This window comes from Ruegeria sp. HKCCD7559, from assembly GCF_013110575.1.
Taxonomy (GTDB): Bacteria; Pseudomonadota; Alphaproteobacteria; order Rhodobacterales; family Rhodobacteraceae; genus Ruegeria.
In genome coordinates this window covers 1,373,138-1,390,628 of record NZ_WVQU01000001.1, presented here as the reverse complement: position 1 = coordinate 1,390,628, position 17,491 = coordinate 1,373,138, and the positions used below count along the sequence as shown (strand labels likewise).

Genomic DNA, 17,491 nt, shown 5'->3' with positions numbered 1-17,491 from the left:
CGAATGGTTGCGGATCACTCTCTTCCGACGATTGGGATGCTGTGGATGGAAGGAAGCCTGAGCTTTCTGGAGCAGATGTGCATGCTGTCATTCGTCGAATGCGGTCACAGGGTCGTTTTGTTCCACTATGGGCAAGTCGACAACGTTCCGGATGGTATCGAACTGGTGTCGGCAAATGAAATCCACGAACCCAGGCAGTTCATCGTGAACAACCAGTTCAAGACGCCGGTGCCCCAATCCGATATCTTCAGATTGCACCTGATGAAGAAAACGGATTTTCTGTGGTGCGACACGGATGTTTTGGCGCTTGCCCCGATCCCAAGGGCCGATCATGTTTTTGGGTATTTCAACCGCGATACCATCTGCAATGCTGTTATGCGGCTGCCTTTCGACAGCCCCACGTTGAACGCGTATTCCGAATACTGCCAGGACCCCTATCCGATCCGCCCTTGGGTTGAAGGGGAGGAGCGGAAGGAACTGGAACGCCTGAAACAGGCTGGTGAGTTGCCTCATGCGTCAGATCAGGAACACAGCGTGTACGGCCCCGGTGTCATGACGTGGTTTCTGCGCCATTTTAACGAGTTGAAGCATGCCAGCCCCATACCGGTCTTTTATCCTTTGCCGTTCAGACGGGCAGGACAGGCCAATGATATTCACGTCCGAGAGTTCAGGGACGCGTATATCAAAGAGGAAACGCTTGCCGTACATCTGTGGGGGCGTCGGATGCGATGGTGGATTGCAAACGGTATCAAGCGGCATTCGTTTCTGGATCGACGTTTGCGGAACCTGGGGGTTAGACCGGGCGACGCGCCTTTGCCGCGCCACGGCCGAGGGGGCCTGAAACCGGTGGAGTTTCCGGCAAACCTGCCCACGTTGCGCGCTACGACCGAAGAAATCCACGACGCCACCGGCGGCGTTGTTTCCGTTGCTCTGCTCTCTGACCGGGAAGACTATCTCAAGGCGGCGCAGGCTGATCTCGACGCGATTGCAACTGACAACCTGTACGGTGCCAACACCCCGCCACGCGTCGGTTTTTCGCGCGGTTGGGAACACTATGATAGTGACCCTGCTAGGCTGAATGCGCTTGGTATGGCTTTGTACAACTATGCGGATAGTCATCGGTTTTTACCCGACCTGCGCGCGCCAAAGACATTTGCCGAAAAGCTGGTGGTCATGAAGCTGTTTGGCGAAGTCCCTGATGCGTTGATTTCTGACCGGTCCAAATACGTGGGCAGCGCCTCTGAATTGCTCGCCTGCCCACAGCGCATGTGGGAGGCGCACATTCCGGCATTGCCCGAAACACTCGACCTCGGGCCCGGCCAGTATTGGTTGAAAGGAACGATGAGCCATGGTCACAAGCTGGCCCTGTCGTTCCCGCTGGATGCCACGCAGCGCGATGATGCCAACCAGAAACTGGCAGCGTGGCACAAGACAAAAACGCCCGAAGGTTTCTGGACAAGCGAATGGTGGCGCGCCAAGCAAAAGCCCCTCTATTGCATCGAAGAAGACTTGTCCGCCGGGGATCGACAGGCCGGCACCTGGAAATTCTGGGTGATCGCCGGACGCGTGCAGCTGGTGCAGGTTGACCGTGACCGGGGGCGTGGGCGTATCCAGATGCTCCATGATCGCGACTACGATTACCTTGCAGATGAGTTGTATTCACCAACCAGCAACACCGTCGAACCCCGACCCGAGCGCTTTGAAGACATGATCCGGGTCGCTGAAACCCTGGGGCAAGACCTTGAATGCGCAAGCGTAGAGCTTTTCCCGGTTGGTGACAGAGTTTGCTTGGGTGACATCATGTTGGCGCCGGTGTCAGGCAAGCACAAGATGCGGTCGGATGCGCTGGATCAGCGTCTGGGTGCTGCGTGGACCGGAACTCGGCTGTTCCCCGGCTGAGGCTGGACAATCCCCGGATCTTTCATGCCGCCGGAACAGGTGGCAGGGCCTATTCGACCGCGATTTCCTGGCGCAGTTTTCCAGTTGTTTTGTCAAAGATCAGAATGCGATTGTCATCGGTTGCGACGGCATACCAGTTTGCCCCGATGGTCAGGGCCTGCGCCCGGGCGCCGTCGGGCAGCGCGATCTGATCCGGCAAGGTGGGTGTGCGGTCCGATAGGCGGATGACAATCAGGGCGAATGTCACTAGAACCCCGCCAATCATCACCGTGGTCAACAGCATGACCATCCGCCGCAGCAATCGCAGTTGCGGAGTTTCCTGCGGTTCTTGAGGTTCGGAAGGGACAGTCATGGGCACCCGCCAGATTGAGTTTCAGATCGCGGCCGATCCGCCGCCTCGCCTTGATAAGGCGCTTTCCCGCGATGTGCCAGACGGGGAAAGCCTGTCGCGCACCCGACTTGCGCGTCTGATCGAAGAGGGCGCGGTACAGATCGACGGTGCCGAGGTACGCGACCCCAAGGCCAAGGTGGCCGAAGGGGCGCGTGTCACGATTGTCGTGGCCGAGGCCGAAGACAGCCATATCGGCCCCGAGGACATCCCGCTCGAGATCGTCTTCGAGGATGCGGACGTAATCGTCGTCAACAAACCCGCAGGCATGGTCGTACACCCCGCGCCGGGATCACCCAGCGGGACTTTGGTGAATGCTTTGCTCCACCATTGCGGAGACGATCTGTCGGGCGTCGGCGGGGTGAAACGCCCCGGTATCGTGCATCGCATCGACAAGGAAACCAGTGGCCTTCTGGTGGTCGCAAAGTCAGACGCGGCGCATCACGGGCTGGCCGAGCAGTTCGCGGCGCATAGCGTCGAGCGGTATTACCGTGCGGTGTGTTACGGGGTGCCGGATGCCAACGATCCTCGGTTGCGCGGTGTCAAAGGGATCAGCTTTGAACCCGGCAACATCATGCGCGTTACGACGCAACTTGCGCGACACAAGACCGACCGTCAGAGACAGGCGGTTCTGTTCCATGGCGGGCGGCATGCCGTGACACGCGCGCGCGTTGTCGAGACATTTGGAGTGCCTGCGGGTCTTGCCCTGATCGAGTGCTGGCTTGAAACCGGCCGAACGCATCAGATCCGCGTTCATATGGCCCACGCGGGGCACGGGCTGGTGGGCGACCCGGTTTATGGCGGCAAGCGAAAGCTGTCCGCCAAAGCGTTCTCTGCCGCTGCCGCCGGTTTTGCAGGCGCTTTTCCCCGTCAGGCACTTCATGCCGCCGTTTTGGGATTCGAGCACCCTGTCACCGGTGAATCCCTGCGGTTCGAGGCCGGTTTACCGCAAGATATGCAATGCCTTGTCGAACGTCTGCGGACACCGCTGTCATAATAAGCAAACTCCTGTGAAAAAGGGCTTTTCACCTTTCCTTAACGGAAGATTAATTCCAGACTGTTAGCAGCACCTCTTGAATGGGAAGGGCTCCTTACCCATATCCTATGTTAAACATCTAAACATTTGTCGGAGGGACACAATAATGGCAAACTACGCAAATCTTCCCGCACCGACGCCCGAGGGCGGCCTGAATCGCTATATGCAGGAAATCCGCAAGTTTCCTCTGCTGGAGCCGGAAGAAGAATACATGCTGGCCAAACGCTGGGTCGAAGAGCAGGACACCGAAGCCGCGCACAAGATGGTGACGTCTCACCTGCGTCTGGCGGCCAAGATCGCCATGGGCTATCGCGGCTATGGTCTACCGCAGGCCGAAGTGATTTCCGAGGCCAATGTGGGCCTGATGCAGGCTGTCAAACGGTTTGACCCTGAAAAAGGCTTCCGTCTGGCGACCTATGCCATGTGGTGGATACGTGCCTCGATCCAGGAATACATCCTGCGGTCGTGGTCATTGGTGAAGCTGGGCACGACCTCGGCGCAGAAAAAGCTGTTCTTCAATCTGCGCAAGGCCAAGGCCCGCATCGGTGCACTGGAAGAGGGCGACCTGCGCCCTGAAAACGTCAAGAAGATCGCCACTGATCTGGGTGTGACCGAAGAAGAAGTGATCAGCATGAACCGCCGGATGTCCGGTGGCGATGCGTCCCTGAACGCCACGGTCGGGTCCGAAGGCGAAGGCACCATGCAATGGCAGGACTGGCTTGAGGATGAGGATGCTGATCAGGCCGGTGACTACGAAGCACGCGATGAACTGGAAGCGCGTCGGGAATTGCTGGCGGCGGCTCTGGATGTGCTGAATGATCGGGAAAAGGATATCCTGACCCAGCGTCGTTTGATGGATCAGCCGGTCACGCTCGAAGAGTTGAGCACTCAGTATAACGTAAGCCGAGAGCGCATTCGCCAGATCGAAGTGCGCGCGTTCGAGAAGCTGCAAAAGAAAATGCGGGATCTGGCGCGGGAAAAAGGCATGTTGGGCGTCAGCTAACAGTTGCGCCCTTCTTGCCTCGCAGGAAGATTCTTCGCGTTCAAGCAATGACGGAAAACGCCTTCTGATGATCAGGGGGCGTTTTTTGCGAATGTTGGCGGAAACTGAACCAAAGGCCTAAATCAATGGCTGAAGGTCGAAAGCTGTGTTAGGAAAAGACGTGTTTTGTCTTTGATTTCGCAGCAGAACGAGCGCTGGTGACCCCTCGGGAAGCGCGTAATTTGAAACAAGCCGAGTACGGAGGGCGCAATGCAAAGACCGGTTCAATTTGGTGTATTGGGTGCCGCGAAATTTGCCCGCGAATACATGGCCCCGGCGATACATGCTGCAAATGGGGCGCGCTTGGCCGCGCTGGCAACCTCGGATGCAGCGAAAGCAGAACCGTTTCAGTCCTTTTGCCCGGATTTGCAAGTATTTGACAGCTATGATGCGTTGTTGGCAGACGCCGGAATCGACGCAATCTACATCCCGTTGCCCAACCATATGCATGCGGAATGGAGCCTTAAGGCTTTGAGCGCTGGCAAGCATGTTCTGTGCGAAAAGCCCATGACCATGAAGGCGGATGAATTCGACGCATTGATCCAAAAGCGGGACCAAAGCGGCCTGCTGGCCGCCGAGGCCTACATGATCGTCCATCACCCTCAATGGCAGCTTGCAAGGAAACTGATCGCTGATGGTGCCATCGGCAATTTGGTACATGTGACCGGGGCGTTCAGTTTCGACAATCGGGCAGATACCCAGAATATTCGAAACCGCGCTGAAACGGGCGGCGGCGGATTGCGTGACATCGGGGTCTACGTGATCGGCGGGGCGCGCTTTGCAACCGGGCAAGAGCCTGTGTCGGTGCAATCCGCGATCCGTTGGCAGGATGATATCGACATCTTCACTGAAATTCGCGCGCAGTTCCCCGGATTTACCTATTCCAGCTATGTTTCCATACGGATGCATCCCCATCAGGAGATGGTGTTTCACGGCGAAAGCGGTTTGATCCGTCTGACGACCCCGTTCAATGCACGTGTGTTCGGAGAGGCTCGGGTCGAGCTGCACCGGCCGGGGCTTGAAGTTCAGGTCACCCGCTTCCCCGGAGCAGACCATTACAAGTTGCAGGTCGAGGCCTTTTGCCGATCAATCAGGGACGGGGCGGAGTATCCCTGTCCTTTGGAATTCTCACGCGGGACGCAAGAGGTGATTGATCGTGTATTCGAAGGCGCGATTTCGCTGTAACTTGCGTTGCGGCCAACGGCTAAGCTATCCTGAGTGTCACAATTTCAGGAGATGACCGATGGCCGGAGGTTGGGCACGCGACGGCGCTGTGAGCGAACAGATCGAAGCGTCGATCTCAGATGAACTGGCGCGGATGCAGGCGCAAAAGCGGCCCCAGGGCGAAAGCTTGACCCATTGTGCCGAATGCGAGGAACCTATCCCGGAAAAGCGTCGCGTCGCGTTGCCCGGAGTAAAGCTCTGCCTGGATTGCCAGCAGGAACGGGACGGCGCGTTCAAGGCGCGCGGCGGCGTCAATCGGCGGGGGTCGAAGGACAGTCAGTTGAAGTGATCTTGGGTATGGCCGCGATGAGCCAAACGTACATGGGCTTCGATCGCGTCAGTAATCAAGACTTTAAACAGAACTGTCACATCGATGCATGATCATTGCTAATCTGCATGATCCCACCCACCGGCTTTTTAGCAGCAAAAACCAACCGTCAACGATGTGGTCTTCCTGACCTTTCTGGGCGTATTGTCGACTGCGCTGGCCTATTTGCTTTGGTAAGAGGCCGCCGCACGTGTCTCGATCCTGACGGCCACCTGATTGGTCGCCACCTCAGTGGTGTTCACCTTCGTCAATCCGGCTATTTTTCTACGGGCACCGATCATCCCAAGTGGCCGCTCTGGGGGCGACTTTGATCGTTTCGCAGTGTTTCTGGCGACCGGGAAAAACTAGGTGAAAGCCAAACCCGAGTTACCGGCGGCGCCACCAACGTCGCAGCAGGTTGACGTCCATGGCGGCCACCATGATGCCCAAAGGGATCATCCAAAAGCCCAGGACAGGAAGAAAACCGAAGACGCCCGCGACGATCAACAATAGCCCCACGACAAACCGCAGCCCCCGCGGGACGTTGCGGCGGATCCGGGCCAAGACAGGGTGCAGGCGGTGCTGGATGGCCCGCCAGCGACCCTTGTCGCCCGGGTCAGTCACCCCTCCATCGCCTCCAACTCGTCGATAAAGCCCGAGATCATCGACAGGCCCTTGTCCCAGAAGTTCGGGTCGCTGGCATCCAGCCCGAACGGGGCCAGCAATTCCGTGTGGTGCTTTGATCCACCTGCGCGCAGCATTTCGAAATACTTGTCCTCGAAACCTTCGGCGCCGCTTTCATAGACCGAGTATAGCGCGTTCACCAACCCGTCGCCAAAGGCATAGGCGTAAACGTAGAAGGGCGAGTGAACAAAGTGCGGGATATAGGCCCAGAAGGTCTCGTACCCGTCCATGAATTCAAACGCGGGGCCAAGGCTTTCGGCCTGAACGCTCATCCACAGGGCGTTGATGTCATCCGGAGTCAGTTCCCCCTCGCGGCGTGCGGCGTGCAGTTTGCATTCAAAGTCATAGAAGGCGATCTGGCGGACCACCGTGTTGATCATGTCCTCGACCTTGCCGGCCAGCAGAACCTTGCGCTGTTCGGGCGTTTCGGCCTGATCCAGCATCTTGCGGAAGGTCAGCATCTCGCCGAAGACGCTGGCGGTTTCGGCCAGTGTCAGGGGCGTCGAGGACAGCATCTCGCCCTGATCGGCGGCCAGCACCTGATGCACGCCGTGGCCCAGCTCGTGCGCCAGGGTCATCACGTCGCGCGGTTTGCCCAGGTAGTTGAGCATCACGTAAGGATGCACCTCGGTCACGGTGGGATGTGCGAAGGCGCCCGGGGCCTTGCCGGGCTTCACCGCCGCGTCGATCCAGCCTTTCGAGAAGAACGGCGCCGCGATGTCGGCCATACGGGGATCGAAGGCGGCGTAAGCCTCCATCACGGTTTTCTCGGCGTCCTCCCACGACACGGTGCGGGTGTCTTCCATCGGCAGCGGCGCGTTGCGGTCCCAGACCTGCATCACATCCAGCCCCAGCCACTTGCGCTTGAGCTCATAGTACCGATGGCTGAGTTTGGGGTAGGCGGCCACGACCGCCTCGCGCAGGGCTTCGACCACTTCGGGTTCGACATCGTTCGACAAGTGACGCCCTGTTTGCGCGGTCGGCATCTTGCGCCAGCGATCGACGATTTCTTTCTCTTTGGCCTGCGTGTTGTGGACACGGGCAAATGTTTTAATGTTCTCTTGAAACACGCGGGCCAGTTCCCGCGCCGCTGCCTCGCGCTTGGAGCGGTCCTGTTCGGTCAGCAGGTTCAGGGTGCCCTCGATGTTCAGTTCATTGCCATCCACATTGAACGTCAGACCGGCGATGGTTTCGTCGAACAGACGCTCCCACGCGTCGCCGACAACGCCCAGATCGTGCAGGAATTTTTCCAGCTCGTCAGACAGCTGATAGGGCTTCATCGCGCGGATACGCCGGAACACGGGCTCGTATCGGGCAAGATCCGGGTTGGCAGCAAAATGCGCCCCAAGCACATCATCTTCGATCCGGTTGATCTCGAGCGTGAAAAACACCAGAGGCGTTGTGAACACGGTGATCTTTTCCTGCATGTCCGACAGGAACTTGGCCCGCTCTGCGTCGGTGGTCAGTTGGTAATAACGCAGACCGGCAAAGGACATGATACGGCCCGCGACGGCGTTGATCTTTTCATTGCGCTGAACGCAGGCCAAAAGGGCCGCGGCGTCCAGCTCTGCCAGCTTGCCTTCATATTCGGCAGCAAAGGCGGCACATCCGCCTTCCAGCCAGTCCAGGTCGCGCGCCAGTTCGGGCGCTTCTTCGGATGTGTAGAGATCCGTCAGATCCCATTCGGGGAGATTGCCCAGATTGTCGGCGCCGCCCATTGCGTTTGCGTCACGGACGGGAAAGGGAAGGTCGCGCATGGATCACCTTTTGTAGACTGCTTTTGCAAACATCTAGGGGTGGCGCGCGCGGATCACAAGCGGCCAATCCCAAGGTGAAAAGGTTTACGTGGAAACCAGCTCGGACGCCCCATTTGATTGGTTGGCCCGGAAATGCCTGGCAAGCTGGTCCAGAACCGGGCCCCGAACGTCCGGTGCTTCCATCAGCACTTCATGTTCACCGTTCGGGATTTCGATCAATGTACCATTCGGCCAATTGGCCATGCGCGCCCGTATGGCCTTGCGATCGACGATCTGTTCGTGGCTGCCCAGAAAAGTCAGACAGGGTGTCTTCGGGGCGGGCTGTTCCATCAACCATTCGCATTCGTCCAGCGACTCGCGCAGCCAGCGGTTGGAAGGGGCACCAAGAGCCAGTTCGGGATGCGCATTCAGCTGATTTTGCATCATCCGGTACATGTCCGGGTCGCGGGTCAGCATATTCCCATCGAAAGGTTGCGACAGGACATAGCTTTCAAGCGTTGTGGTCGGGGGGGTGCGTTCGCCAAGGCCAAGCGCGGTGCCCCAATACGCTGTAACGCGGCTCAGAGGTTTCATGACCGGAGTGAAGAAAATTCCCCACATTGGGCCGGTGAACGCGCACGCGGCAAAACACCCTTTTTCGATGACGGCACGCAACCCGATGGCACCGCCCATCGAATGCCCGACGACATACCACGGCTTGGGCAGATCCAGAGCGTTCGCAAGGTCCAGGGTTGACTGAACATCGTATTGGTAATCGGTGAAATGATCGACATGGCCGATGCGTGGGTTGTCCAGCAGCCGATCCGAAAGACCCTGACCGCGCCAGTCCACGGCCAGCATCGCAAAGCCGCGTTTCGTGAATTCACCGGCTGTACTGCCATATTTTTCGATATATTCGGTGCGTCCGGGGAACATCATGACGGTGCCATGTGCACCATCATCCGGAAGCCAGTGACCCACGCGAATGCGTGTTTGGTCAGACGTCGTCAACCAGTGGGCCTTTCCACCGGCAGGTCCGCCGGCCACGTCTTCAAAAAAGGGGGCCGGCGACAACTCCATCAGGCCAGTACCGAGGCAAGCTTCATGGCAACACCCATGTCGCCGTCAATGCTCAGCTTTCCGGACATGAACGCGCCGGTCGGATTCAGCTCACCGCTGAGGATCTGTTCGAACGTCTCTGCATCAGCGCTCATGGTGACACTGGCCTCTTCATCGCTGACCCGCGCACCGTTTTCGTCCAGAACGATCGAACCCAGATCGGTGATGGCAAACTTGGCCGTGTCATCAAACGCGCCGCCATCCAGTTTTTCGTTAAGTGCGGCAGCCGCCTTTTCAAGAGTCTCGCTCATGCTTTTCCTCATATTGTTAGTGCGCCGTGAATGGACATCCCCGGTCGCAACGCTACACTGACTATTGTTATGAGCATTGCAATTCACAATCTCAAAGGTACCGTTGCGGCACTTTTTGTCCTAGTCACGTTTTCCTCCAATTGTTTCGCGCAGCAGGCGGATTCACGGGACGAGGATGAGTTGGTGCAAAAACTGGCGCAGTCGACCCCGGAACAGGCAATTGCACTGGATCGGCAGTTGCAGGCGCTGTGGTCGCAATCGGGGTCTGCGTCGGCTGATCTGCTGCTGGAGCGGGGACGCGAAGCCTTGGATGAGGGCGACGTCGGCGCTGCTCTGGATCACCTGACCGCGCTGACGGATCACGCGCCTGATTTTGCCGAAGGCTGGCATCTGCGCGCCTCTGCCTTTTTCGGGGTCGAGCGATTTGGTATGGCGGCCGCCGATCTGGAACATGTGCTGACGCTGAATCCAAATCACTATGAGGCGATTTACGGTCTGGGTCTGATCTTTGAGGTTATCGGGGAACCTCGGAAAGCCTACGAGGCTTATTCTCGGGCCTTGGCTATACATCCCCATCACGAAGAAGTAACCAATGCCGTGAATCGGCTGAAGCCTCAGGTTGAAGGCAAGGCGCTGTAAGGCTCGGGGCAGGGGGCGAATGTGAGCGGGTCATCCCGAATCGTGGCCGTACTTGGCCCGACCAACACTGGTAAAACCCATTACGCTATCGAACGCATGCTGGGCCATCGGACCGGCGTGATCGGTCTGCCGCTGCGCCTGCTGGCGCGCGAGGTCTATGACAAGATCGTTGCTATCCGTGGGCCGTCGGTGGTGGCGCTGGTCACGGGCGAAGAACGGATCGTACCGCCTCGCGCCCAGTATTGGGTGTGTACGGTTGAGGCGATGCCGGAAGGCATGGGTGCTGATTTCGTTGCCATCGATGAGATTCAGCTTTGTGCCGATCCGGAACGGGGTCACGTCTTCACCGACCGTCTGCTTAGGTCTCGCGGCACGAACGAGACACTGTTCCTGGGCTCGGACACAATGCGTGGCCCTATTTCGGCGCTGGTCCCCCAGGCGCAGTTCGTGCGGCGAGAGCGGATGTCGCAGCTGGTTTACTCGGGCTCCAGAAAGATCAGCCGGATGCCTGCGCGGAGCGCCATCGTGGGGTTCTCGGTTGAAAACGTCTATGCCATTGCCGAATTGCTGCGCCGCCAGAAAGGTGGAGCTGCGGTGGTCATGGGGGCGCTCAGCCCGCGGACCCGGAATGCACAGGTGGACCTGTACCAAAACGGTGAGGTTGATTACCTGGTTGCCACGGACGCTATCGGGATGGGGTTGAACCTGGATGTGAACCACGTTGCGTTTTCATCCCTGTCCAAATTCGACGGGCGCAGGATGCGTCCGCTTGCGCCGAACGAGCTGGCGCAGATCGCGGGCCGGGCAGGTCGCGGGATGTCGGATGGCACATTCGGCGTAACCGGAGAGGCCCCGCCGCTGGACGAGGGCGTGGCGCAGGCGATCATGGACAGCCGGTTTACGCCGATGAAAAAGCTGAACTGGCGAAATGCCGCCCTTCGGTTCGGCTCGATTGATGCGCTGATCGACTCGCTTGAGGTCGGCCCGGATGATGAACACCTGATCAAGGCCCGCCCTGCTGATGACCTGAACGCGTTGAAATCGCTGTCGCAAGTGACCGAAGTTGTTGCCCGTGCAAGCGACGGCCCGTCCATCCGGTTGCTGTGGGATGTGTGCAGAATCCCTGATTTTCGCGGTATCAGCCATGCGGAACATGCCAGCTTGCTGGAGGTGATCTATGGCCATCTGCATGAACGGGGATCCATTCCCGACGAGTTTATGGCACGGCAGATCAGACGGATCGATCAGACCCACGGCGATATCGACGCTTTATCTAAAAGATTGGCATATATTCGCACGTGGACATATGTTGCGCAGCGGAAAGGGTGGGTTCGTGACGAATCACATTGGCGTAACGAAACCCGCACTGTAGAAGACAGACTGTCCGACGCTCTGCATGAGCGTCTCACGCAAAGATTTGTGGATCGGCGCACATCCGTTTTGTTGCGCCGGCTCAAACAGAAGGAGGCCCTTTTGGCCGAAGTAAATGACAAGGGTGAAGTGACCGTCGAAGGCGAATTCGTCGGTCGTCTGGAAGGGTTCCGGTTCATCCCGGACAAAAGCGCGCAGGGAACCGAGGCAAAAGCTCTAAAATCGGCGTCTCTGCAAGCACTCGCGCCGCAATTCCATCTGCGCGCCGATCGCTTCTACAACGCGCCCGATACTGAAATTGATTTCACTGATCAGGGTGGCCTGATGTGGGGTGAATACGCCGTTGGCAAGCTGGTTGCCGGGGCGGAACCTCTCAAACCTATGGTCGAAGTGTTCGTTGACGAAGCGGCGGGGCCGGATGTCGAGCAGAAAGTGCAGCGCCGTTTGCAGCACTTCATTGACCGCAAGGTGGCCGCTCTGTTCGAGCCGCTGCTGAACCTGTCCCGCGATGAGGAACTCAGCGGCCTTGCCAAAGGCTTTGCTTTCCGCATGGTCGAAGCGCTGGGTATCCTGCCCCGCGCACAGGTCGCACAAGAGGTCAAGGATCTTGATCAGGACGCCCGCGGCGCCTTGCGCAAGCATGGTATCCGGTTCGGCCAGTTCACCATTTTCATGCCGCTGCTGCTGAAACCGGCCCCGACGCGTCTGCGTCTCGTGCTTTGGGCGCTGTCCAGCGGGTTGCAGGAATTCCCCGAAGCGCCGCCTCCGGGCCTGGTGACCGTGCCGGTCGCCAAGGATGCGCCGCAGGGCTATGACACCATGTGTGGCTACCGCGATGCAGGCGAGCGTTCGATCCGTATCGACATGCTGGAACGTTTGGCGGACATGCTGCGCGCAGAAGACAGCCGCGGCGGTTTCGAAGCCAAACCCGATATGCTGTCGATCACCGGTATGACGCTGGATCAGTTCGCAGACCTTATGCAGGGGCTGGGATACAAGGCGGAACGCGGCGAGCGGCCGAAAGTCAAACCTGCACCGGCCGAACAGCCGGCGGCAGCTGAAGCGGACAAACCGACCGCCGAAGAAGCCCCGGCAAGTGAAGTCGCGGCAGAAGACGTCGCCGCACCCGCCGAGGCGGCAGCCGAGGCCACCGACGGCACCGAGGCGGCAGCCGAGGCTGGTGCGGACAGCCTTCCCGCAGAACCAGTGTCAGACGAACCCGAGGTTGAAGTGTTCTACACCTTCACCTGGGCCCGTCAGCGACAGCCCAACCGAGGTCCGCGCCGCGAGCAGGGGCAGGGCAAGGGCAAACCGCGCGGCAAGCCGCAGGATGGCCGTGGCAAACCGCATGGCAAGAAGGGCGGCAAGCCTCAGGGCGCCAAGACCTTCTCGTCCCGGCCGCCGAAAAAGGAAAAGGCGATTGATCCCGACAACCCGTTTGCAGCCGCGCTGATGGGTTTGAAGGACGGCAACTGATCCGAAATGGCCGAGGCCAAGCTGCGGATTGACAAATGGTTGTGGCAGGCGCGGTTCTTCAAGACCCGCAGCCTGGCCGCCAAACAGGTCAGCGGGGGCCATGTCAGGTTGAACGGAAGCCGGGTGCAAAAACCGGCGCAGGCCGTGGCCCCGGGCGACGTTCTGACCTTTCCTCAGGGCCGTATCGTCCGCGTTGTGCGCATCGAAAAAATCGGGGATCGCCGTGGTCCGGCCCCCGAAGCGCAAACGCTGTATTTCGATATGACCGAAAAACAGGACGTTCCGCCCAAAAATCCGGGGTTTGAGGGAAAAGGTCGCCCGACAAAGAAAGATCGCCGTTCTCTTGATCTTTCTCGCACCGAAGATCGCTGATCATATCTTGAAGAGTAGGCCAGACTGAATTAGCTAAACGCTCAAACCGCAAACGGGAATCCGATCATGACCTATGTTGTCACCGAAAACTGTATCGCCTGCAAATATACCGACTGTGTCGAAGTATGTCCGGTGGACTGTTTCTATGAAGGTGAGAACACGTTGGTCATCCATCCCGACGAATGCATCGACTGCGGTGTTTGCGAACCAGAATGCCCGGCCGACGCGATCCGCCCCGATACTGAACCGGGCATGGATCAATGGGTCGAATTCAATCGCAAGTACTCGGAAATGTGGCCCGTGATCGTCACCAAGAAAGATCCGCTTCCCGATGCGGAAGAACGCGACGGTGAAGAAGGCAAGATGGAGAAGTATTTCTCGGAAGCACCGGGCGAGGGTGGTTGAACGATTCGCGCTCAAACCTCTGTTTGATGCGAAAAGAACGCGGCTCAACCTGTTGAAAACAGGTTTAATATGAAAATTTACCGCCGGGTAAACTTTCGGGTGTCGTATTTTTGTGATATACTTGGTTCTTGTATGATGACCGAGATTGGGATGCGCTCCACAAGTATGCTCGCTTTGGAGATTTGAATTTGTGACAATATCGCCGCCTGTCGGGGCTGAGAAAGTCCCCGCATGTGGTGCTTTTGTTGTCTGTGTCCCGTCCGCAAGCAAGGAAAAAACTGAATGACAAAGTCGAAAAAGCTCGAGTTCCGCCCGAACGACTATGTTGTCTACCCCGCTCATGGCGTAGGCCAGATCATCTCGATCGAAGAACAGGAAGTCGCGGGATTCTCTCTGGAGCTGTTCGTCATCTCATTTGAGAAAGACAAGATGACTCTGCGCGTGCCGACCAACAAGGTTACCGAATCCGGTCTGCGGTCGCTCAGCTCGCCCGACGTGATCAGTCAGGCAATGAAAACGCTGAAGGGAAAGGCAAAGGTCAAACGCGCCATGTGGTCGCGCCGTGCTCAGGAATACGAGCAGAAAATCAACTCGGGCGATTTGATTTCGATTGCGGAAGTGGTCCGCGATCTGCATCGCACGGACGACCAGCGCGAGCAGAGCTATTCCGAACGTCAGCTGTACGAAGCTGCGCTGGAACGCCTGACCCGCGAGGTTGCGGCGGTTTCCGGCACCGGCGAAGTATCCGCCGCCAAACAGGTGGACGAAGTTCTGACCTCTCGCGCTGCCTGACAGCGAGTTCGATATGACAACAGGCCGCTCCACCATCGGGGCGGCCTTTTTCGTGGCTTGGTGAATTCCGCAAGTACCGCTAATTCTACTGTATATGCAACAAGCTACAGGGCGGACATGAAGCAGACAGTTAGATATCTGTATATCGGACATGACCCGATTTCGGTCTGGTTTCGGTACGCTCTGATCCTGTTCGATGTTGCGACAATCATTTTCTTTGTCGCAACGGCTCACGTCCCTCATGGTCCCGGCTTGATCCTTGCAAGCCAGTTGATCGGTTTTTTAATTTTCTTGGACTTTTCAGCGCGGCTTTGGATTTCAAAGGATCGTTGGAAGCTGCTGCGCCAGATTTATACGCTGGCGGATATTGTCGTCATCGTCTCGCTGGTTCTGGATCCGTTTCTGACGGGCAACCTGGCTTTCCTGAGGATTCTGCGGGCCTTGCGCCTGATCCATTCATACCACCTGCTCAGGGACTTGCGACGCGACAGTACCTTTTTTCGCACCCATGAAGACGCGGTGATTGCAGCAATCAATCTGATGGTTTTCGTCTTTGCCACCTCTACGGCGGTATTGGTGTTCTTCATTCCGGAAGACGCCCAGACGCCTTACATAGACGCGCTGTATTTCACCATGGCCACCCTGACCACAACCGGGTTCGGCGACATCACGCTGAGCACACCTTGGGGCAAGCTGTTTTCGGTCTTCATCATGGTCGTGGGCGTCGCGTTGTTTGTCCGTTTGGCGCAGGCGATATTCATGCCGCAGAAGGTACGTCACAAATGCCCAAGCTGCGGGTTGTATCGGCATGATCCGGATGCCGTGCATTGCAAGCACTGCGGTGGAACACTGCGGATCGAAACAGGCGGCGCGTCCTAAATCTGCGCGCTGATGGCAAGCAGAAACGCGATCTCGGCCAGTTGTTGCGATGCCCCAAGTATGTCCCCGGTCTGGCCGCCGATCTTCTTGCGCGCTGTCAACGCCAAGATGGCGGCAACCAAGGCAGCAGAGAATATGGCGGTGATCGCCGAACCCCCGCACATGAAAACGGCGATTGTAACGGCCAGGCCCAAGGACATGCTGACCGAAATCGCGCCGGGGGTTCCCACCGAATGGCTCAGCCCCGATTTTCTGGCGTTTGGCAGGGATGCCATCAAAACCGGCATCAGGGCGCGTGAGAACACGCAGGCTGCCAGAATCGCCCAAATCGACCCGGTTGCCAAAATCGTGGCAACTGCCGAAACCCGAGCAAGCTGGGAAACAACCAAAGCGAGAACACCATAGGTTCCGATCTGGCTGTCTTTCATGATTTCAAGTCGACGTTCAGCAGTGAACCCGCCCCAGAGGCCGTCGAACGTATCGGCCAGACCGTCCTCGTGCATCGCGCCCGTCGTCATGATCAACATTGCAACCAACAGTGTCGCGGCAACAAAAGGGGGCAGATGAAAGACCATTGCCAACCATCCGACCAGACAGGCGATCGCTCCGACGGCCAGCCCGGCGATGGGGAAGGCCCATGCCGCCTGTGCCTGCCGCTTGAATACAGGTTCCGGCAATCGGGGCAGGGGCAGGCGGGTCAACAGCACCAGAGCCAGCGGAATATCCCACAGGGAAAAGGGATTGGTGTCGTTTTTCTGCACGCCCGTGCCTTTCGGGGTCTTGTTGGTTTCGATGCTTCGGTTAAACACACAGGACCACTCTGATGCAATGAGGCTTTCATGTTGCCTGAACTGAATGATTTGAACGCGTTCCGTGCTGCGCTTGCAGCGGCTCCGGGGCCGGATGCCACCGCGGCGCAGGGCGCGGCAGAGCGAAACGGACAACTGACGAAACCCCCGGGCGCGCTGGGGCGACTTGAAGATTTGGCAATCTGGTACGCAGGATGGCGCGGAGATGCCCGTCCAAAGATCGCGGCGCCACAGGTCATCGTCTTTGCCGGAAACCACGGAGTCACCGCACAGGGGGTCTCGGCTTTTCCGTCGGAAGTGACCGTGCAGATGGTGATGAACTTCGAACATGGCGGTGCGGCGATCAACCAGCTGGCCCGGGCGGCGGGTGCAACAATGGATGTTCACGCGCTGGATCTGGACAACCCGACCGCAGATTTCACCCGGGCACCGGCCATGACGGAAGCCGAATTGCTGGACGCGCTGCGCACTGGCTGGCAGGCCGTGGATCCGCAGGCTGATCTGTTGGTCGTGGGCGAGATGGGCATTGGCAACACCACCCCGGCAGCCGCGATTGCCTGCGCGCTGTTCGGTGGTGACGCGGCCGATTGGACAGGTCGCGGGACGGGCGTCGATGATGCGGGGCTGACCAACAAGACCCGTGTTGTGGCCGAAGGTGTAGCGTTGCACAGGTCAGAGGATGGCCTTGAAATTCTGCGCTGCCTCGGAGGTCGTGAGATTGCGGCGATGGCCGGGGCGATTGCCGCCGCGCGGATATTGCGCATTCCTGTGATCCTGGACGGTTTCATCTGTACCGCTGCTGCTGCCTGCCTGTGGAGGCTGTCGGACACCGCGCTGGATCACGCCGTGGCCGGCCACCAAAGCGCCGAGGCCGCACACGGTGCCGTATTGGTGAAGCTGGGCAAGGAACCGCTGCTGAGCCTTGGTCTTCGGCTGGGCGAAGGCTCGGGCGGGGCGCTGGCGATCAATATTCTCAAAAGCGCCGTGGCCTGCCATTCCGGTATGGCAACCTTTGCCGAGGCAGGAGTGTCTGACGGTTGATTCATTGCCTGACCCGGGCAC

At 58.5% G+C, this 17,491-nt stretch carries 18 protein-coding genes; 12 read left to right on the top strand and 6 right to left on the bottom strand.

The annotated features are described in order from the left end of the window. Positions 1-3: 3 nt before the first annotated feature. Positions 4-1,899, top strand: coding sequence for an ATP-grasp fold amidoligase family protein (locus tag GS605_RS06925; protein WP_171723463.1), 1,896 nt, complete (start codon positions 4-6; stop codon positions 1,897-1,899). A gap of 49 nt (positions 1,900-1,948) precedes the next feature. Here GS605_RS06925 and GS605_RS06920 read toward each other — a convergent pair whose 3' ends face one another. Next, positions 1,949-2,251 (bottom strand): DUF6476 family protein, encoded by a 303-nt coding sequence (locus tag GS605_RS06920; RefSeq protein WP_171723462.1) that lies wholly within the window; start codon positions 2,249-2,251, stop codon positions 1,949-1,951. Between GS605_RS06920 and GS605_RS06915 the strand changes: the two genes are divergently transcribed. The 4 genes from GS605_RS06915 (at position 2,250) to GS605_RS06900 (ending at position 5,878) form a co-directional block, all read left to right on the top strand. After that, positions 2,250-3,284 carry an RluA family pseudouridine synthase gene (locus GS605_RS06915; RefSeq protein ID WP_171633146.1) on the top strand — a complete coding sequence of 345 codons (1,035 nt, stop codon included), beginning with the start codon at positions 2,250-2,252 and terminating at the stop codon, positions 3,282-3,284. The genes GS605_RS06920 and GS605_RS06915 overlap by 2 nt on opposite strands. 145 nt (positions 3,285-3,429) lie before the next feature. Continuing rightward, positions 3,430-4,326 carry an RNA polymerase sigma factor RpoH gene (gene rpoH, locus GS605_RS06910; protein WP_171116444.1) on the top strand — a complete coding sequence of 299 codons (897 nt, stop codon included), beginning with the start codon at positions 3,430-3,432 and terminating at the stop codon, positions 4,324-4,326. Positions 4,327-4,575: 249 nt separating this feature from the next. Beyond that, on the top strand, positions 4,576-5,550 hold the full coding sequence (locus GS605_RS06905; protein ID WP_171723461.1) for a Gfo/Idh/MocA family protein: 975 nt from the start codon (positions 4,576-4,578) through the stop codon (positions 5,548-5,550). A 58-nt stretch (positions 5,551-5,608) separates the two neighbouring features. Continuing rightward, positions 5,609-5,878, top strand: coding sequence for a DksA/TraR family C4-type zinc finger protein (locus GS605_RS06900; protein ID WP_170346639.1), 270 nt, complete (start codon positions 5,609-5,611; stop codon positions 5,876-5,878). 405 nt (positions 5,879-6,283) lie between these two features. Here the strand turns inward: GS605_RS06900 and GS605_RS06895 are convergent, their stop codons facing one another. The 4 genes from GS605_RS06895 to GS605_RS06880 form a co-directional block, all read right to left on the bottom strand. Then, on the bottom strand, positions 6,284-6,520 hold the full coding sequence (locus tag GS605_RS06895; protein WP_171633140.1) for a hypothetical protein: 237 nt from the start codon (positions 6,518-6,520) through the stop codon (positions 6,284-6,286). Then, the gene (locus GS605_RS06890; protein WP_171723460.1) at positions 6,517-8,337 is read right to left on the bottom strand and encodes a M3 family oligoendopeptidase; all 1,821 of its coding nucleotides are present in this window, start codon (positions 8,335-8,337) and stop codon (positions 6,517-6,519) included. Before GS605_RS06890 ends, GS605_RS06895 begins: the two co-directional genes overlap by 4 nt. Before the next feature lie 84 nt (positions 8,338-8,421). Continuing rightward, positions 8,422-9,396: an alpha/beta fold hydrolase gene (locus GS605_RS06885; RefSeq protein WP_171723459.1), complete on the bottom strand. Its 975-nt coding sequence runs from the start codon at positions 9,394-9,396 to the stop codon at positions 8,422-8,424. After that, positions 9,396-9,686, bottom strand: coding sequence for an SCP2 sterol-binding domain-containing protein (locus GS605_RS06880; RefSeq protein ID WP_152457676.1), 291 nt, complete (start codon positions 9,684-9,686; stop codon positions 9,396-9,398). The genes GS605_RS06885 and GS605_RS06880 overlap by 1 nt, the downstream gene beginning before the upstream one ends. A 30-nt stretch (positions 9,687-9,716) precedes the next feature. Here GS605_RS06880 and GS605_RS06875 point away from each other — a divergent pair, with 30 nt between their 5' ends. The 6 genes from GS605_RS06875 to GS605_RS06850 all read left to right on the top strand — a co-directional run bounded on the left by GS605_RS06875 (position 9,717) and on the right by GS605_RS06850 (position 15,620). Beyond that, complete coding sequence (locus tag GS605_RS06875) at positions 9,717-10,325, top strand: tetratricopeptide repeat protein (protein ID WP_171723458.1); 609 nt, start codon at positions 9,717-9,719, stop codon at positions 10,323-10,325. Between the two features lie 21 nt (positions 10,326-10,346). Continuing rightward, entirely contained in the window at positions 10,347-13,172 is a 2,826-nt protein-coding gene (locus GS605_RS06870; protein ID WP_171723457.1) for a helicase-related protein, read from the top strand. Positions 13,173-13,178: 6 nt separating this feature from the next. Continuing rightward, the gene (locus GS605_RS06865) at positions 13,179-13,544 is read left to right on the top strand and encodes an RNA-binding S4 domain-containing protein (protein ID WP_171633125.1); all 366 of its coding nucleotides are present in this window, start codon (positions 13,179-13,181) and stop codon (positions 13,542-13,544) included. A 66-nt stretch (positions 13,545-13,610) separates the two neighbouring features. Beyond that, positions 13,611-13,949, top strand: a complete 339-nt coding sequence (gene fdxA, locus GS605_RS06860; protein WP_152457680.1) for a ferredoxin FdxA — start codon at positions 13,611-13,613, stop codon at positions 13,947-13,949. Positions 13,950-14,231: 282 nt separating this feature from the next. Then, entirely contained in the window at positions 14,232-14,741 is a 510-nt protein-coding gene (locus tag GS605_RS06855) for a CarD family transcriptional regulator (RefSeq protein WP_171116428.1), read from the top strand. A gap of 117 nt (positions 14,742-14,858) precedes the next feature. Next, a complete protein-coding gene (locus GS605_RS06850; RefSeq protein ID WP_171633123.1) occupies positions 14,859-15,620 on the top strand; it encodes an ion channel in 762 nt (253 codons plus the stop codon). On the opposite strand, the gene cobS is transcribed toward GS605_RS06850, so the two are convergent. Beyond that, the gene (cobS, locus tag GS605_RS06845) at positions 15,617-16,381 is read right to left on the bottom strand and encodes an adenosylcobinamide-GDP ribazoletransferase (RefSeq protein ID WP_171723655.1); all 765 of its coding nucleotides are present in this window, start codon (positions 16,379-16,381) and stop codon (positions 15,617-15,619) included. The two genes, GS605_RS06850 and cobS, sit on opposite strands and share 4 nt — an antisense overlap. 78 nt (positions 16,382-16,459) lie before the next feature. Between cobS and cobT the strand changes: the two genes are divergently transcribed. Continuing rightward, positions 16,460-17,470 (top strand): nicotinate-nucleotide--dimethylbenzimidazole phosphoribosyltransferase, encoded by a 1,011-nt coding sequence (gene cobT / locus GS605_RS06840; protein ID WP_171723456.1) that lies wholly within the window; start codon positions 16,460-16,462, stop codon positions 17,468-17,470. The last annotated feature ends 21 nt before the right edge of the window (positions 17,471-17,491 follow it).

What these genes read in the sequence shown, in the direction of transcription:
- GS605_RS06925 (WP_171723463.1), top strand. Translation starts at nt 4, where the DNA reads ATGGTTGCGGATCACTCTCTTCCGACGATTGGGATGCTGTGGATGGAA.
- GS605_RS06915 (WP_171633146.1), top strand. Translation starts at nt 2,250, where the DNA reads ATGGGCACCCGCCAGATTGAGTTTCAGATCGCGGCCGATCCGCCGCCT.
- GS605_RS06920 (WP_171723462.1), bottom strand. Translation starts at nt 2,251, where the DNA reads ATGACTGTCCCTTCCGAACCTCAAGAACCGCAGGAAACTCCGCAACTG.
- rpoH (WP_171116444.1), top strand. Translation starts at nt 3,430, where the DNA reads ATGGCAAACTACGCAAATCTTCCCGCACCGACGCCCGAGGGCGGCCTG.
- GS605_RS06905 (WP_171723461.1), top strand. Translation starts at nt 4,576, where the DNA reads ATGCAAAGACCGGTTCAATTTGGTGTATTGGGTGCCGCGAAATTTGCC.
- GS605_RS06900 (WP_170346639.1), top strand. Translation starts at nt 5,609, where the DNA reads ATGGCCGGAGGTTGGGCACGCGACGGCGCTGTGAGCGAACAGATCGAA.
- GS605_RS06890 (WP_171723460.1), bottom strand. Translation starts at nt 8,337, where the DNA reads ATGCGCGACCTTCCCTTTCCCGTCCGTGACGCAAACGCAATGGGCGGC.
- GS605_RS06885 (WP_171723459.1), bottom strand. Translation starts at nt 9,396, where the DNA reads ATGGAGTTGTCGCCGGCCCCCTTTTTTGAAGACGTGGCCGGCGGACCT.
- GS605_RS06880 (WP_152457676.1), bottom strand. Translation starts at nt 9,686, where the DNA reads ATGAGCGAGACTCTTGAAAAGGCGGCTGCCGCACTTAACGAAAAACTG.
- GS605_RS06875 (WP_171723458.1), top strand. Translation starts at nt 9,717, where the DNA reads ATGGACATCCCCGGTCGCAACGCTACACTGACTATTGTTATGAGCATT.
- GS605_RS06865 (WP_171633125.1), top strand. Translation starts at nt 13,179, where the DNA reads ATGGCCGAGGCCAAGCTGCGGATTGACAAATGGTTGTGGCAGGCGCGG.
- fdxA (WP_152457680.1), top strand. Translation starts at nt 13,611, where the DNA reads ATGACCTATGTTGTCACCGAAAACTGTATCGCCTGCAAATATACCGAC.
- GS605_RS06855 (WP_171116428.1), top strand. Translation starts at nt 14,232, where the DNA reads ATGACAAAGTCGAAAAAGCTCGAGTTCCGCCCGAACGACTATGTTGTC.
- GS605_RS06850 (WP_171633123.1), top strand. Translation starts at nt 14,859, where the DNA reads ATGAAGCAGACAGTTAGATATCTGTATATCGGACATGACCCGATTTCG.
- cobT (WP_171723456.1), top strand. Translation starts at nt 16,460, where the DNA reads ATGTTGCCTGAACTGAATGATTTGAACGCGTTCCGTGCTGCGCTTGCA.